Raw genomic sequence first — 14,722 nt, 5'->3', positions numbered from 1 at the left:
GCCCTGCTCGGCGGCGCCGCCGTCACCGAAACCCTGTTCGGCTGGCCCGGCCTGGGCCGTCTCACCCTCGAGGCGGTGATGTCCCGTGACTACAACCTGCTGCTGGGCATCCTGCTGCTGTCATCGATGCTGGTGGTGGTGATCAATATCGCCGTCGACCTGCTGCAAGCCTGGCTCGACCCGCGTATCCAGGTCGACAGAAAAGGAGCTGCCCCATGACCACTGCCGTACTGCCAAACGCTCCGACCGGCTACAGCGAAAGCGTCTGGACGGCCCTGTTGCGCAATCCCTCGGCGCTGATTGGCGCGACCATGCTGGCACTGGTGCTGACCCTGGCACTGCTGGCGGGCACGCTCTACCCCGGTGACCCGCTGGATATGGTCGCCATGCCGATGCTGTGGCCCGGCGACGATCCGGGCTACTTTCTGGGCAGCGACTCACTGGGCCGCGACGTAGCTGCCGGGATCGCCCACGGGGCCCGCGGGTCTTTACTGATTGCCGCCAGCGCCACCCTGATCAGCGTGCTGATCGGCGGGCTGGTCGGGGCTCTGGCCGGCTACCACGGCGGCAAGCTGGGGGATGTGCTGATGCGCCTCTGCGAAGTGTTCCAGACCGTGCCGTCTTTTTTGCTGGTGATCGTGATCGTGGCCATCGGCAACCCGACGCTGGGGGTTATCGCGCTGGCGATCGGTATCTCCTCATGGCCCACGGTGGCACGCCTGGTACGCGCCGAGTTCCGTACCCTGCGTGAAGCCGACTTTGTCACTGCCGCGCGCAGCCTGGGCTTCGGCAACAGCGCGATTATCCTGCGCGAAATCCTGCCCAACGCCCTCGCGCCGCTGGTGGTCACCACCTCGATCCTGATTGCCCAGGCGATTCTGGTGGAAGCCGGGCTCGCCTTCCTCGGCATGAGCGACCCGAATCAGGCCAGTTGGGGCGCCATGCTCGGCAGTGGCCGCGAGCAGATCGCCAGCGGCTGGTACCTCACCGCCCTGCCGGGGCTGGCAATCATCTTCGTGGTGCTGGCCCTCAACCTTCTGGGCGACGGTCTCAATGACGCCCTCAACCCTCGCCTGCGACGGTATATCCCATGAGCCTGCTGGACGTACGCGGTTTGCGCGTGAGCTACGACAACGCCGATGCCGTCAAAGACCTGAGTTTCACCCTGCAAGCCGGCGAGACACTGGCGCTGGTGGGTGAGTCCGGCTGCGGGAAATCCACCACGGCTCTGGCCCTGATGGGCCTGCTGCCGGACAACGCCCGGCTGGGCGGCCAGGTGCTGTTCGAAGGCCGCGACCTGCTGGCCATGCCCCCCCGCCAACGGCGCCAATTGCAGGGCAGTGCACAGGGCATGATCTTTCAGGACCCGCTGTCGAGCCTCAACCCCGTACTCACCCTGGGTGAGCAAGTCAGCGAAATCCTGCTGACCCACACTGACCTGACCCGGCGCCAGGCCTGGCAGCGGGCCGAAGAACTGTTCGCCCTGGTGCAATTGCCGCGCCCGGCAGCGCATTTACGTGAGTACCCACAGCACTTGTCGGGCGGCCAGCGCCAGCGGGTAGTGATCGCCATGGCGATTGCCTGCCAGCCCCGACTGTTGATCGCCGACGAGCCGACCACGGCGCTGGATGTCAGCGTGCAGGCGCAGATCCTTGAGTTGCTGGCTCGTTTGCGGGGCGAGCTGGGCATGGGTCTGCTGCTGATTACCCATGATATGGGCGTGGTCGGCCAGCACGCCGACCGGGTCATCGTGATGCACGATGGCCACGCCCTGGAAAGCCGGTCGACCCGCGACCTGATTGAGCACCCGCAACACCCCTACAGTCGAGGCCTGCTGCAGGCGTCGCTGGGGGCTGAACATAAGCAGCATTACTTGAGTAACCGTCTGGCTGAAATCAATGTCGAGCGCCAGTCGGAGCAGGCCACCCGCTATGGCGTCAAGTCCACCCTCTACGCGCCGGGCCGCCAGCCTCGGGCACCCACGGGCAACCCGGCGCTGCTCAAGGTCAGCGACCTGACCACCGGCTATGGTAACAGCACCGTACTTGACCGCATCAGCCTTGAAGTGGGCGAGCGTGAGAGCGTGGGCCTGGTGGGCGAGTCGGGTTGCGGCAAGTCGACCCTCAGTCGCACCCTGCTGCGTTTACTGCCCGCACGCAGTGGCACAATCGAATTCGACGGACGCGATATTGCCAGCCTCAAGGACGAGTCGCTGCTGGGCTGGCGCCGTCAGGTGCAAATGATTTTTCAGGATCCCTACGCGGCGCTTAACCCGCGCCACAGCGTGGAGAGCATTCTCGATCGGGTGCAGCGCCTGCACGGGCAGACCGACCCGGGCCAACGCCAGCAGGCCCGCTTCGCAATGCTCGATGCCGTGGGGTTGGCGCGCAGCAGCCTGGCGCGCTTGCCCCATCAGTTTTCCGGTGGCCAGCGCCAGCGCATCGGCATTGCCCGGGCGTTGATCCTCAAGCCGCGGCTGGTGATCTGCGACGAACCGGTATCGGCGCTGGATGTTTCGACCCAGGCGCAGATCCTCAACCTGCTGGTGGAGCTGCGCGAAGAGCTGGGCCTGTCCTATCTGTTTATCTCCCACGACCTGTCGGTAGTGCGCTATTTCGCCGACCGGATTCTGGTGATGGAACAAGGGCAAATTGTCGAACAGGCCACCCCGCAAACCCTCTGGCATTCACCCCGGCACCCCTACACCCGTCGCCTGCTGGCGGCGATCCCCGGCGCCGCTGCGCCGGAACCGGCCCCTCAACCTGTATCCGGCCTGCGCTTTGCCGTCGGCTGGTAAACCGCTCAACGCCAAGGAGCACGACATGTCGCAAATTGACTCTGCCTGGGGCGCCGTCCCGTCGGCGCGATACGAAGCATTGGCGGACCGTTATCGGCCGGTCTTTGCGCAGATTCGTCAAGGAGCCGTAGATCGCGAACTGGAGCGGCGCTTGCCGCTCCAGGAGTTGCAATGGCTCAAGGAGGCAGGCTTCACCACCCTGCGCGTGCCCAAGGAATATGGCGGTGCCGGCGCCAGCCTGCCGGAACTGTTCAACCTGCTGATCGAACTCGCCGAGGCCGACTCCAACCTGGTGCAATCGTTGCGCGGGCACTTCGGTTTTTGTGAAAACCTGCTCAACAGCCGCGACCCTGAGTATCAGGGCGTGTGGCTGGAGCGCCTGGGTCGTGGCGAAACCGTCAGCCCGGCGTCCGGCGAAGTGGGCAATGCCAAACAGCTTGAATTCGGCACCCGCCTGAGCCTGCACGGCGGCCACTGGCAATTGAGTGGCAGCAAGTTCTACACCACCGGTGCGCTGTATGCCGACTGGGTCGATGTCAGCGCCAACAACCCGGATGAACAGCGCGTATCGGTGACGGTGCGCACCAATGATCCGGGGGTGGAAATCATCGACGACTGGAACGGTTTCGGCCAGACCTTGACCGCCAGCGGCACCGCGCATTTTCGCGAAGTGCCGGTGGACCCGCTCAATGTGATCCTGGCTGAAAACCGCTTTCGCTATTCACCGGCTTTTTTCCAGTCTGTGCACACGGCAACCCTGACCGGGATTGGCCGCGCGCTGGCCGAAGAAACTGCCGGGCATGTGGCCAGGCGCACCCGCAGCTTCAGCAGCGGCAATGCACCGCGCGTGGCCCACGACCCGCAAGTGCTGCAAGTGGTGGGCAACCTGCGCAGCGCGGCCTATGCCGCCGGCGCTATTGCAGCGCAGAACTTCCAGGCGCTGGAGCGAGTCCATCAGGCCCATTTGAGCAATGATGAACACGCCCTGAGCCACGCCGTGAATATTGCCGAACTGGAAGTGGCGCAGTCGCAAACCATAGTCTCGGACTTGATCATCAAGGCCAGTGGCGATCTGTTTGATGCACTGAGTGCATCGGCCACCCTCAAGCCCTTGGGACTGGACCGTTTCTGGCGCAATGCGCGCACGCTGTCGTCGCATAACCCGCGTATTTACAAGAGTCGCATCGTGGGGGATTTTGCGGTGAACGGCACACCGCCACCGGCGCAATGGCGCATTGGTGTGGCGGAGTAAACCCTGTGGGAGCGGGCTTGCTCGCGATGGCATCGACGCGGTTTGCCTGACAGACCTCACCGTTTGCATCGCGAGCAAGCCCGCTCCCACCGTGGCGTGGTATCGCTCAGTGACACACCAGCCCGTCGCCGATCTTCAGGCTGTCCACCAGCAACGCATTACTGCGCAGCTCCCATGCACGGTTCTGGCCGCCACGGGCCTGCCAGTCGCGCAGTGCCGCATTGATCAACGCGCGGCTCTGCTTGTCGACTACGGGCAGGTAAACCCGCAGGTCGCTGCTTGCCTTCAAGGTCTGCGGTAGCAGCGCATAGAAGCGCCAGTCCGGTGCCTGTGCCAGCGCCTGCAAGCTGTTGCGCTCTTCAGCCAGCAGGTTGCACTCGCCCGCCATAAACGCCACCGCGGCACGGATCGACGACACATAAGTGCGCAGCTCGGCGCCCTGTTGCTGCAGGGTTTGCGCCCACGGGCTACCCATCGCCAGGCATACGCTTTGCCCGCGCACAGGACGGGCGGGAGCATTGCGCAAGCCAATCAACGCCCCCGCACGGTAATGCACCGGTAAATCCCGCAAGCTCGCCACCCGGTCAGCTTCGACCGGCAGTTTCAGACTGCCGGCAATGACCAGGTCGAGGTGGCCGTCACTCAACGGGCCACTCTGCGGCAATGCCTGCAACTGCACCTTCAGTCCAAGGTAAGCCCCCAGGGCCTCGGCCAACTGACTGTCCAGTTCATCCGGCTCAGCCACCAGCGCCTCTTGCCCCAGACTCGGCCGTGGGTAACTGCGTACGCCCACACGCAAGACCTGGCGCTGTTCGGCTGCCTGCAACAGCGGCCCACGAGGCATCTCACCCGGTGCCAATGGCCATTGCCAGGCGACCAGCGACACAGCGCCAAGCACCATTGCTGCCAGCCACCTAACCACCGTGGCGCAAGCCCCGACGCCAGTAGGTAAAGCGCCGTTCCAGCAAGGCCAGCAAAAAGTTGAGCAGCAAACCCACCACCGCCAGCAGCAAAATGCCTGCGTACATGCTGGGAATCTGGAACACCTCCTGGGAGTTCAGCGTGAGGAAGCCCAACCCGGAATGAGCACCAATCATCTCGGCGGCCACCAGTGCCGTGATGCAATACGCCCCCGCCAGACGAATCCCGGTAAAGATCGACGGCGACGCCGCCGGCAGCACTATTTTGGTAAACAGAAACCAGCGGTTCGCGCCCATCGACAGCGCCGAGTTGATCAGCAACCCGTCGACCTGCTTAACGCCGCTGATGGTACTCAACAGGATCGGCCAGAACGACGCCCAGAAAATGATCGCGATTTTCGACAGTTCACCGATACCCAGAAACAGAATAAACACCGGAAACAATGCCAGCGCCGAGGTCTGGCGGAAGAACTGCAACAACGGATCAAGCACATGTTCGACCCGTGCAAACCAGCCCATTATCAACCCCAGGCTGACACCGCAGGCAATCGCCAGCAGCAGTCCGGCAAAGGAACGAAACAGGCTGGCCTGCAAGTGCTTGATCAGATCGCCACTGCTGGCCAGGTCCAGCACCGCACCCAGCACCGCCGATGGCGGGCTCAGGTAGCCGGGGTTGACCACGCCCAATTGCGGCAAGGCCTCCCAGAGGGCGAGGAACAGGACAATACCCACCGAGCTTTCGATCACCCGCCGTGAAGTCAATTTAAAGCCCATGTTTACACTCCAATCCGATAACCACCCAGGGTCGCGATGCTCTGCCAGTTCTGAGGCACTGGCGCCGCAACGGGCTCACGGGCCACGTCTGTGACCTCGTCGCGCAGGGCTTCCCAGGCACGCTGGCGGTAGTGCACAAAGGCCTGGGTATTACGCAATTCCGGCTGGCGCGGGCGCGGCAGGTCGATGTCGAAGATCTCCTTGATCCGCCCCGGGCGCTGGGTCATCACCGCCACCCGGTCCGACAGGAAAATCGCCTCATCCAGGCTGTGGGTAATAAACACGATGGTTTTTTTGTGCGTATCCCAAATGCGCAGCAACTCACTCTGCAGGGTCTCGCGGGTTTGCGCGTCGAGGGCGGCGAAAGGTTCGTCCATCAGCAGCACATCCGGGTTGTAGGCCAGCGAGCGGGCAATCGCTACGCGCTGGCGCATGCCGCCGGACAACTCGTGAGGGTAGCGCGAGGCGAAGCCATTGAGGCCCACCAGCTCCAGGTATTCGCGGGCAGTTTCCAGCCGCCGGGCCTTGGCCACCCCGCGGATCTCCAGGCCCACGGCAATGTTGTCGAGCACCGTGCGCCAGGGCAGCAATGCATAGCCCTGGAACACAACACCCTGGTTACGGTTGATGCCCTGCAGGGGCCGGCCATCGACCAGAAGGTCGCCGCCGGTTTTGTGCGCAAGCCCTGCAAGGATATTCATAAAGGTCGACTTGCCGCAGCCCGAAGGCCCGAGGATGGACAGGAACTCGCCCTCGCGTACCTGCAGTTCAAACCCCTCCAGCACGGGCACCCGCTCCTCTCGCCCCGCTTCATTCAAGGCCCGGTACTCCATGCTCAGGTCACGGGCGACGATCTTGTGTTCCGGCATCAGGCATGCCCCCGGGCGAACGGGTTGAAGTCGTTGGTGTAGACATCCTTGACCCCTATCGAACCTTTTTTGATCTTGCCTTCGTTTTCAAGAATGTCGATGTAGTACTGAATCGGCGGCTCGGTCACTACCAGGTCATCGACATAGGCAAAGCGCTCCACCAGCTCGAGCTTCATGCCGATGCGCTCGGAGGTGATTTTGCGCGCGTCGTCGGGGTTGGCATTGACCCAGTTGGCCGCGCGGGCGATCGCGTTTACAACGTCGCGGGTAGCCTCCGGGTTCTCGCGGCTGAACTTGCCATACACACTGTAGGGCGCCATGCCGCCCAACCCGCCATCCAGATCGTAGTCGCTCCACAGCTTGCGCAATGCCGGGTTGTGCTCGGCACCGCCGGACGATGGCGGATGAATGATTGCAATGTCGATATTGCCGGTGGCCAGGGTCTGCTCGGCCTGGTTGTCCGGCACCACCACCCAGTTGATCTTGTCGACATTGACGCCCTGCTCGCGCAGGTATTTTTTGGTGACAAATTCGGCGCAGGCGCCAAAGCTGTTGAAGCCTACGGTCTTGCCTTCCAGGTCTTTGGGCTTGACGATGCCGGAGTCGTCGCGCACGAAGTATTTCATGTGCGGAGCCTCTTGCAGGGTCTTGCCGCCGGCGGCCACCACCTTGAGGTCAAGACCACTGGCGATGGCTGAAATCACCAGCGGTACCATGCGCGCGCCGAAGTCTATTTCGCCGGTGCCGGTCAATGGAATGATCTGGGGCGCGGCAATACGGCCGATGTACTTGGGCCGTGCCCGCGAGCCTTCGAAATAGCCGAGGGAGTCGGCGACATAGACCAGATCGAATGAGGGGTTGTCGGGGTATTTGAAGTCCACCACCTGATCGGCGCGGCTCTTGATCACGGCGGCGCTTTTAGCGCCGCTGTCCTTTTTTTCGCAGCCGGGCAGCAGAATGCCCGCAGCGCCGACCGCACCCAATACCGCGCAACTACGCAGGAATGCTCTTCTGTTGTTGATCGGGTTCATGCCCGCTCCTTGTGGGTTTTGAATTGTGGGAGCGAGCCTGCTCGCGAAGGCATCAAGGCCTGCTTCGCGAGCAGGCTCGCTCCCACTAGGGTGGGGGGAGTCAGGCGGTTTTCAGGGTGTAGCGCGACTCCGGGCGAGTCAGGCCGTAGTGTTCGCGCAAGGTGCTGCCCGCATACTCACTGCGGAACAAGCCGCGCTGGCGCAAGATCGGCAGCACTTCGTCGAGGAAGACTTCAAAACCATCGGGGAATGCCGGCGGCATCACGTTGAAGCCATCGGCCGCACCGCTGCGGAACCACTGCTCAATCAAGTCGGCAATCTGCACCGGGGTACCCACCGGCACCCAATGCCCGCGCGCGCCCGCCAGGCGGTTGATCAGCTGGCGCAAGGTGACGTTTTCGCGGTCGACAATATCGATGATCAGCTTGAAGCGGCTGGACTGGCTTTCGACGCCTTCGAAGTTGATCAGATGGCGCGGAAACGGGGCGTCCAGATCCTGACCCGACAAGTCCACACCCAACATGCGCCGCAATTGGCCCAGGGACACGTGGGGCAATACCAGCTCATTGAGTTCATCAAACTTGCGCTGGGCTTCGGCTTCGGTGCTGGCGATATATGGGCTGATGCCCGGAAGAATTTTCAGCTGGCGCGGGTCGCGGCCCACGGCTTTCGCCCGGGCGCGGATGTCATTGGCAAATTCCGTGGCGCTTTGCAGCGTCTGGTGCGCGGTAAAGATGGCTTCTGCATGCCTGGCGGCAAAATCACGACCATCCTCGGATGAGCCGGCCTGCACCTGCACCGGTCGCCCCTGGGGCGAACGCGGCGAGTTCAGCGGGCCCTTGACCTTATAGTAAGCGCCGACGTGGTTGATCGAGTGCACCTTGCCGCTGTCGGCAAATACCCCGGCGGTTTTATCCAGCACCAGCGCATCGTCTTCCCAGCTGTCCCACAGGTCACCGACCACCTGTACGAACTCTTCGGCCTGGGCGTAGCGATCATGGGCCGAAGGGTGTTCATCAAGCCCAAAGTTGGCCGCTGCGGCAGCCATTGACGTGGTGACAATGTTCCAGCCCGCACGGCCCTTGCTCAGGTGATCCAGCGCGCTGAACGAACGCGCCAGGTTGTAAGGTTCGCTGTAGGTGGTGCTGGCCGTGGCAATCAGGCCGATGCGCTGGGTAACCGCCGCAATGGCTGCCAGCCAGGTCACCGGCTCGAAGCGGATGCGCAGGCCTTCGCGGCCGCTTTCGGCCAGTGACGGCGAGTCGGCAAAGAAAATCGCATCGAGCTTTTCGCGCTCGGCGCGTAACGCCAGCTGCTGGTAGTAGCCAATGTCCATTGACGACTCCGGCACTGACTGCGGGTGGCGCCAGGCGGCTTCGTGATGGCCGTTGGGGTAGATAAACAGGTTGAGGCTGAGCTGACGTTCGGACATGTTCTGTTCTCTGAATTCAGGTGGCAGGGGTTCAATGCAATTCGGCGAAGTCACTCAGCACGTCGTCGCGCAGGGCGATAAAGCGGCTGTCACTGCGGTTGCGCGGGCGCGGCAGGTCGATATCGAGGATGCGCCGGATACGCCCGGGGTTGGGCTGCATGACCACCACGCGATCACCGAGAAACACAGCCTCATCCACATCGTGGGTCACCAGGATCATGGTGATTTTTTCCTTGGCCCAGATGTTTTGCAGCTCGCCCTGCAAGCGCGCCCGGGTCAGAGCATCGAGGGCGCCAAGGGGTTCGTCGAGCAACAGCACGCTGGGGCGGTTGACCAGCCCCCGGGCAATCGCCACACGCTGGGCCATGCCGCCGGAAATCTGGTGCGGGTAGGCGTCGATAAAGTCCTGCAGGCCCACCAGTTCGATATGTTCGCGCACGGTGTCGCGCTTTTCCTTTGTGCTCAGCGGCGAGTTTTTCAGCGCCACGGCAACGTTCTGTTCAACGTTGAGCCAGGGGAACAAACGGTGATCCTGAAACACGATGCCGCGCTCCAGCCCCGTGCCGTCGATGGGCTGGCCATTGAGCAGGATGCGCCCCTCGTACTCCTCGTCCAGGCCCAGAATCAGGCGCAGCAGGGTGGACTTGCCGCAACCGCTGGCACCGACGATGCTGATAAATTCGCCGGGAGCGATATCCAGCTGGATATTGTCCAGCACTTGCAACTGGCTGCTGCTACCGGGGCGCGAAGCAAAGCGCTTGCTGATGTTTTCCAGGGTCAGGCTGTTATTGAGCATGCTGCAATCCTTTTGAAAGTGCCGATCAACGCGGTTCAATGCCGTACAGGCGTTGCATGCGTCGCTCAAAAATTCGGGCCAGGGCATTGAGGCTCCAGCCCACCAGGCCGATGACCACCATGCCGAACAGCACCAGGTCCATCATGAAATGCTCGCTGCCATCGATCAGCGTGTTGCCGATGCCCTCCCCCGACACCAGCAGATATTCGGCGCCGATGGTCGCCAGCCACGAGTACACCAGCGCCAGATACAGCCCGGTGAAAATCGAGGGCAAGGCGGCGGGCAGCATGACTCCGACGATGGTCTGCCAACGGCTGAAGCGGTAGACCCGCGCCACTTCCAGCAGGTTGGGCGGCACATTGCGCAGGCCGTCGCAGGTATTGACCACCACCGGCACCAGGGCCGCCAGTGACAAAAACACCACCTTGGCCACATCGCCCAGGCCGAACCACACCGAGATCAGAGGGATCCAGGCGAACAGCGAAATCTGTTTGAAGGTGTTGAAGCTCGGGCCTACCAAACGCTCGAAATAGTGCGACAGGCCCAGCAGGCAACCCAGCACCAGGCCCAGGGCGGTGCCGATAAAAAAGCCGCTCAGGTTGCGCGTCAGGCTGGCGCTGATGGCCCGCCAGAACTTGCCCGAAGCGATCTGGTCCCAGGCCGTGGCCGCCACTTTCTCCGGTGAAACCAGCAGCCCGGACTGGCTCCAGCCCAAATGCGAAGCCAGCCACCACAGGGCGACGGCACTGATCGGCAACACCCAGCCGCGATAGCGACGGCTGCTGCCATGACTGATAGCCAATGCGCTGCTCATGACAGGCGCCCCGCTACCGATGCGCGGCCACGATTAAGGCGGCGCTCGGCATAATCAAAACCACGGTCGATCACCAGGCCGATCGCCCCGACCACCACCACGGCGGCCATCACCAGATCCAGCTGGAACAGTTGGCGACCATAGACAATCAGGTAACCCAGCCCTTCGCTCGACGCCACCAGCTCAACCACTACCAGCGACAGCCAGGCCTTGGTGAAGCCCAGGCGCAGGCCGGTAAACAGGGTCGGGATAGCCGCCGGCAACACGATAAACACCACACTTTGCCAGCGGCTGAAACCATAGGCCCGCCCTGCTTCCAGCAAGCCCTTGGGCGCCTGGTGGAAAGCCTGCAAGGTGCACAGGGTGATCGGCACCATCGCCGCCTTGGCAATCAGCACGTACTTGAGCGGCTCGCCGATGCCGAACAGCAACAAGGCAAACGGCAACCAGCCCAAGACCGGGATTTGCACAATGGCATTGAAGGTGGGCAGCAGATAATCCTCGACGGTTTTCGACAACCCCATCGCCAGCCCCAGCGCCACACCGATAGCGCCCCCCAGGGCAAACCCGACGACTACCCGCTGCAGGCTGGCGGCAGCATTTATCCACAGGTCGCCAGAAGCAAAGAGATCCGACAGGGTTTCGTAAACATAGGCTGGCGGCGGCAAGACCTGCTCTGACAGCCAGCCCTGCTCAACCCCCAGATACCACAGGCCCAGCAGGGTCAGCGGCAAGAGCCAGGGCAAGCTCCGGTCACCCAGGGTCGTGGCCCAGGCCGAGGTGCGCGGCACTTCGACCTTGCGTACCGGGCGTGCCGGGGCCGGTGGCAAACGCTTGACGTTGCCCTTGGGTAGCGCCGGTGCGTACTGCTGCGGTATGACGGTCTGTGCCCTGGCCATATGCCTGGCTCCTTTGTTGCTACTACAAAAAACGGATTCCCTGTGGGCTCCCACAGGGGTATCCCCATAAGGGTATGCAGCTACTTGCCCGCTACCGCATTGCCGGCGGGCTGTTTGCCATCCACGCCATAGGCCGTCCAGAAGCTCTCCAAGCCCTTGGCTTTCAACGCGGTCTGCAAATAGTTCGGCTCAAACCAGCCTTCGATACTCACCGGGCGGCGGATCAGCTTTTCGTCCTTGGCCTGCTCTGCCACTGCCTGGTAGCGACTCACCAGAAAGGTGTCGATCAGCGGCGAATTCCGGTCCCGCAAACTGACCCCGGTAAAGTCGGCGCGCAGTGAGTCCACCGGGTCGTTGCTCTTGGCCCACTCGCTGAACACCTCATCACGATGGCTGTCTTCGGACGCCCATTTCGCCGCATCCACCAGGGTATCGACGACTTTTTGCACATTGCCCGGGTGCTCTTTTTCATAGGCACCGCGCACCACCAAGGCGGTCTGACGGGTGTAGCGCACATCCTGGGCAGGGTTGTCGTAAACGATGTCGATCAGGCCCTTGTCACGCAGCTTGAACAGCTCACGACCACCGAAGGCCGCATCCACGCCATTGGAAACCAGGGCTGCCTGGGTACTGCCGGCATCGAGGTTGATCACCTTGATATCGCGCTCGCTCATGCCGTGCGCTGCCAGCAGGTTGATCGACACCAGATGACCGTTGGTGCCGCGAAACACCGCGACCTTCTTGCCTTTGAGGTCTTCGATGGTCTTGATGTCAGAGCCCTTTGGCACCGCCAGATACAGGTTGGCCCGCACCCCCAGTGCTGCCAGCAGTTTGGTGTCCAGCCCGTTGGAGCGCCCGACCACCGCCGGCAGATCACCCTGATAGGCGAAGTCCAGCTGCTGGTTGGACAACGCTTCGTTGACCGCAGGGCCAGCGCCTTTGAAGAAGAACCACTGCACCTCGGTGCCGGTACCGGCGAAGGCTTTTTCCAGCAGTTGCTGGTTGCGCACGATGCCCAGCGGCGAGCCACTGAACGTGACCGGATCACCGCCACCGGCGCTCGCCACACCGACGCGCAACACATCGGCCTCGGCCAGCGGAACAGCCATGACCGCCGCCAGCACGGCGGCAATGCGGGTCTTGCGCAACAGGGCATTTACTTTGAATGTGGCCATGGGCAGGTCTTCCTTGAAGCAATAAGGCGCGGGCCGTCAGGCGGCGAGGTGTTTTTTGTCGGCTTCGGTTTTCGGCGAGCGGGTGTCCGGGGTCGGCTTGAGCGCCTGGCTCAGGCGGCCGTCGACACCCACCGGCACATCGCCGTCGATGGTGGTGCGACGTACGATGCGCGGGGCATCGCCGTAGTCGTTGATCGCAATATGCTGGGTGGCGCGGTTATCCCAGATCACCACATCACCTTCCTGCCAGCGCCAGCGCACGGTGTTGTCGACATGGGTAATGCGGTCATGGAACAGGCGAATCAGTTGCTTGGAATCGTTGCTGCTCACACCCTGAATATCTTTGACAAAGTGGCCCAGCAACAAACTTCTTTCGCCCGATTCCGGGTGAACGCGAACCAGCGGATGTTCAGTTTCATAAACTTCGGCAGTGAACTGTTCGCGATAGCGCTTGAGACCGGACTCATCGGTACCGCGAGGCGTCGCATAGTCATAAACATTGGTGTGCAGGGCGCGCAAGTTGTCCGCAAGTTGCTTTAATGGCTCGGGTAAATCGTTATAAGCCGAGGCGGTATTGGCCCACACCGTGTCGCCGCCATAGGGTGGAATGACCACACCGCGCAAGATGGAGATTTTCGGGTAATTGGCCACAAAGGTCACATCGGTATGCCAGGAGTTGGCGCGGGTTTCCTTGGCGTCCAGGTGCAGGATGGCGGAACTTTGCTCGGCAGAGCGCACGGTCGGGTGGGGCACCTGATCACCGAAGCGGCGGGAAAATGCTTCGTGCTCGGCGTCGCTTAAATGCTGGTCGCGAAAGAACAGGACTTTATATTTCAACAAGGCCTGATGAATAAACTCGAATGTTTCGCCACTGATATCACCGCCCAGTTTTACGCCTTCAAGTTGTGCACCAATTCGACCCGCTACGGGTTTTACTTGAATAGTCATCGCCCCACTCCTGCTTCACGAGTTGTTGTGAACAGATCATAAAGGCATAAAAACTCGGGCAGCCAATCACTTTTTAGTCTAACGATAGATGAGCAGTTTTATAGAACATGTCCGGTGTTAGCGACGTTAAATGGTTATAAACTTTTCAGTTGTAAGTTAATAACCCTTTCAATTATTCACCTGTTTGCCTGGCTCGCGCATAACCGCTTTACGACGTGGCAACCGGCCATTGAGCAGCGGTGGAGCGAGACTCTTCCCCGATTTGGACAGGCGCAAGCGAGCGGAATTACGCTCGGATGTTTCACGGGAATGAAAGCGAATCGTCGTACGAATCACCTGATTATCTCTAGCTAGGCTCACAGAACTGACCACCCTTCTTTGGTTTGGTGGCTTAAATTCAGGAGCGCATATGAACAACGCAGAACACTTAACCGCCCAATGGCACTTGCAAAAGAAACGGGCAGAGGTCAGCGTAATGACAAACGTCATTACACGAGTCAAAGCCATGGCCTCCATCAACATTCGCATTGACGATGAACTCAAAGCCCGCGCTTACCAGGAACTTGAGCGCCTGGGTGTCACCCCCTCTGAACTGGTCCGCCAGGCATTTCAGTACGTAGCCGAACGCGGCCAACTGCCCTTTCGCCCCATGCTGGTAACCGAAGAAGACGAAGCCCTCATCAACACTGTGCGCGAACGCCTGGCTGCACCGCAAAGGGTCAAGGTAACACTGGATGACCTTTGATCTTGAGTTTGACCAGCGCGCACTCAAGGAATGGCACAAGCTCGCAAACCGGTCATGCAGCAACTCAAGAGCAAACTGTCAGAGGTGTTGCTCAACCCCCGCGTTGAAGCCAACCGGCTGCGCAAGCTGCCCGATTGCTACAAAATCAAGTTACGCAGCGCGGGTTACCGACTGATCTATCAGGTCATTGATCAAGAGGTTGTGGTGTTCGTCGTCGCCGTTGACAAGCGCGAACACGAGACCGCGTATCGCAAGGCGCAGACCGTTTGA

General features: G+C 61.6%; 15 protein-coding genes and 1 pseudogene. 6 read left to right on the top strand and 10 right to left on the bottom strand.

Annotated features, from left to right (window positions below; translation table 11 throughout):
- The 4 genes from GHO03_RS13320 to GHO03_RS13305 form a co-directional block, all read left to right on the top strand.
- On the top strand, positions 1–219 hold a 219-nt coding region (locus GHO03_RS13320; RefSeq protein WP_153399970.1), incomplete at its 5' end, for an ABC transporter permease subunit.
- The gene (locus tag GHO03_RS13315; RefSeq protein WP_095002515.1) at positions 216–1,094 is read left to right on the top strand and encodes an ABC transporter permease; all 879 of its coding nucleotides are present in this window, start codon (positions 216–218) and stop codon (positions 1,092–1,094) included. The genes GHO03_RS13320 and GHO03_RS13315, both read left to right, overlap by 4 nt.
- Positions 1,091–2,797: an ABC transporter ATP-binding protein gene (locus tag GHO03_RS13310; protein WP_153399968.1), complete on the top strand. Its 1,707-nt coding sequence runs from the start codon at positions 1,091–1,093 to the stop codon at positions 2,795–2,797. Before GHO03_RS13315 ends, GHO03_RS13310 begins: the two co-directional genes overlap by 4 nt.
- 25 nt (positions 2,798–2,822) lie before the next feature.
- The gene (locus GHO03_RS13305; protein WP_153399966.1) at positions 2,823–4,049 is read left to right on the top strand and encodes an acyl-CoA dehydrogenase family protein; all 1,227 of its coding nucleotides are present in this window, start codon (positions 2,823–2,825) and stop codon (positions 4,047–4,049) included.
- A gap of 106 nt (positions 4,050–4,155) precedes the next feature.
- Here the strand turns inward: GHO03_RS13305 and GHO03_RS13300 are convergent, their stop codons facing one another.
- The 10 genes from GHO03_RS13300 to GHO03_RS13255 form a co-directional block, all read right to left on the bottom strand.
- Complete coding sequence (locus GHO03_RS13300) at positions 4,156–4,950, bottom strand: ABC transporter substrate-binding protein (protein WP_153399964.1); 795 nt, start codon at positions 4,948–4,950, stop codon at positions 4,156–4,158.
- 13 nt (positions 4,951–4,963) lie between these two features.
- Positions 4,964–5,743, bottom strand: a complete 780-nt coding sequence (locus tag GHO03_RS13295) for an ABC transporter permease (RefSeq protein ID WP_095018739.1) — start codon at positions 5,741–5,743, stop codon at positions 4,964–4,966.
- A gap of 2 nt (positions 5,744–5,745) precedes the next feature.
- The gene (locus GHO03_RS13290; protein WP_095031919.1) at positions 5,746–6,612 is read right to left on the bottom strand and encodes an ABC transporter ATP-binding protein; all 867 of its coding nucleotides are present in this window, start codon (positions 6,610–6,612) and stop codon (positions 5,746–5,748) included.
- Entirely contained in the window at positions 6,612–7,643 is a 1,032-nt protein-coding gene (locus tag GHO03_RS13285) for an ABC transporter substrate-binding protein (RefSeq protein WP_095002509.1), read from the bottom strand. The genes GHO03_RS13290 and GHO03_RS13285 overlap by 1 nt, the downstream gene beginning before the upstream one ends.
- Positions 7,644–7,743: 100 nt before the next feature.
- The gene (locus GHO03_RS13280; RefSeq protein WP_130872484.1) at positions 7,744–9,075 is read right to left on the bottom strand and encodes an LLM class flavin-dependent oxidoreductase; all 1,332 of its coding nucleotides are present in this window, start codon (positions 9,073–9,075) and stop codon (positions 7,744–7,746) included.
- A 31-nt stretch (positions 9,076–9,106) separates the two neighbouring features.
- Positions 9,107–9,871 carry an ABC transporter ATP-binding protein gene (locus GHO03_RS13275; protein WP_095002507.1) on the bottom strand — a complete coding sequence of 255 codons (765 nt, stop codon included), beginning with the start codon at positions 9,869–9,871 and terminating at the stop codon, positions 9,107–9,109.
- Positions 9,872–9,896: 25 nt separating this feature from the next.
- Positions 9,897–10,685 (bottom strand): ABC transporter permease, encoded by a 789-nt coding sequence (locus GHO03_RS13270; RefSeq protein ID WP_095027123.1) that lies wholly within the window; start codon positions 10,683–10,685, stop codon positions 9,897–9,899.
- Positions 10,682–11,584 (bottom strand): ABC transporter permease, encoded by a 903-nt coding sequence (locus GHO03_RS13265; RefSeq protein ID WP_130872483.1) that lies wholly within the window; start codon positions 11,582–11,584, stop codon positions 10,682–10,684. Before GHO03_RS13265 ends, GHO03_RS13270 begins: the two co-directional genes overlap by 4 nt.
- 80 nt (positions 11,585–11,664) lie before the next feature.
- Positions 11,665–12,759 carry an ABC transporter substrate-binding protein gene (locus tag GHO03_RS13260; RefSeq protein ID WP_095002504.1) on the bottom strand — a complete coding sequence of 365 codons (1,095 nt, stop codon included), beginning with the start codon at positions 12,757–12,759 and terminating at the stop codon, positions 11,665–11,667.
- Between the two features lie 36 nt (positions 12,760–12,795).
- On the bottom strand, positions 12,796–13,707 hold the full coding sequence (locus tag GHO03_RS13255; protein ID WP_095002503.1) for a TauD/TfdA family dioxygenase: 912 nt from the start codon (positions 13,705–13,707) through the stop codon (positions 12,796–12,798).
- Positions 13,708–14,212: 505 nt separating this feature from the next.
- Here GHO03_RS13255 and GHO03_RS13250 point away from each other — a divergent pair.
- A complete protein-coding gene (locus GHO03_RS13250; protein ID WP_095002587.1) occupies positions 14,213–14,452 on the top strand; it encodes a type II toxin-antitoxin system RelB/DinJ family antitoxin in 240 nt (79 codons plus the stop codon).
- Positions 14,442–14,722: pseudogene (locus tag GHO03_RS13245) on the top strand (type II toxin-antitoxin system RelE/ParE family toxin). The gene GHO03_RS13250 and the pseudogene GHO03_RS13245 overlap by 11 nt, the downstream one beginning before the upstream one ends.

This window comes from Pseudomonas sp. FSL R10-1339 (genome assembly GCF_009600545.1).
Taxonomy (GTDB): domain Bacteria; phylum Pseudomonadota; class Gammaproteobacteria; order Pseudomonadales; family Pseudomonadaceae; genus Aquipseudomonas; species Aquipseudomonas bubulae.
Note: the sequence above shows the minus strand (reverse complement) of the source record. Positions and strands in the feature narration are given on the sequence as shown.

What these genes read in the sequence shown, in the direction of transcription:
- GHO03_RS13315 (WP_095002515.1), top strand. Translation starts at nt 216, where the DNA reads ATGACCACTGCCGTACTGCCAAACGCTCCGACCGGCTACAGCGAAAGC.
- GHO03_RS13285 (WP_095002509.1), bottom strand. Translation starts at nt 7,643, where the DNA reads ATGAACCCGATCAACAACAGAAGAGCATTCCTGCGTAGTTGCGCGGTA.
- GHO03_RS13270 (WP_095027123.1), bottom strand. Translation starts at nt 10,685, where the DNA reads ATGAGCAGCGCATTGGCTATCAGTCATGGCAGCAGCCGTCGCTATCGC.
- GHO03_RS13275 (WP_095002507.1), bottom strand. Translation starts at nt 9,871, where the DNA reads ATGCTCAATAACAGCCTGACCCTGGAAAACATCAGCAAGCGCTTTGCT.
- GHO03_RS13255 (WP_095002503.1), bottom strand. Translation starts at nt 13,707, where the DNA reads ATGACTATTCAAGTAAAACCCGTAGCGGGTCGAATTGGTGCACAACTT.
- GHO03_RS13295 (WP_095018739.1), bottom strand. Translation starts at nt 5,743, where the DNA reads ATGGGCTTTAAATTGACTTCACGGCGGGTGATCGAAAGCTCGGTGGGT.
- GHO03_RS13250 (WP_095002587.1), top strand. Translation starts at nt 14,213, where the DNA reads ATGGCCTCCATCAACATTCGCATTGACGATGAACTCAAAGCCCGCGCT.
- GHO03_RS13280 (WP_130872484.1), bottom strand. Translation starts at nt 9,075, where the DNA reads ATGTCCGAACGTCAGCTCAGCCTCAACCTGTTTATCTACCCCAACGGC.
- GHO03_RS13290 (WP_095031919.1), bottom strand. Translation starts at nt 6,612, where the DNA reads ATGCCGGAACACAAGATCGTCGCCCGTGACCTGAGCATGGAGTACCGG.
- GHO03_RS13300 (WP_153399964.1), bottom strand. Translation starts at nt 4,950, where the DNA reads ATGGTGCTTGGCGCTGTGTCGCTGGTCGCCTGGCAATGGCCATTGGCA.
- GHO03_RS13310 (WP_153399968.1), top strand. Translation starts at nt 1,091, where the DNA reads ATGAGCCTGCTGGACGTACGCGGTTTGCGCGTGAGCTACGACAACGCC.
- GHO03_RS13265 (WP_130872483.1), bottom strand. Translation starts at nt 11,584, where the DNA reads ATGGCCAGGGCACAGACCGTCATACCGCAGCAGTACGCACCGGCGCTA.
- GHO03_RS13305 (WP_153399966.1), top strand. Translation starts at nt 2,823, where the DNA reads ATGTCGCAAATTGACTCTGCCTGGGGCGCCGTCCCGTCGGCGCGATAC.
- GHO03_RS13260 (WP_095002504.1), bottom strand. Translation starts at nt 12,759, where the DNA reads ATGGCCACATTCAAAGTAAATGCCCTGTTGCGCAAGACCCGCATTGCC.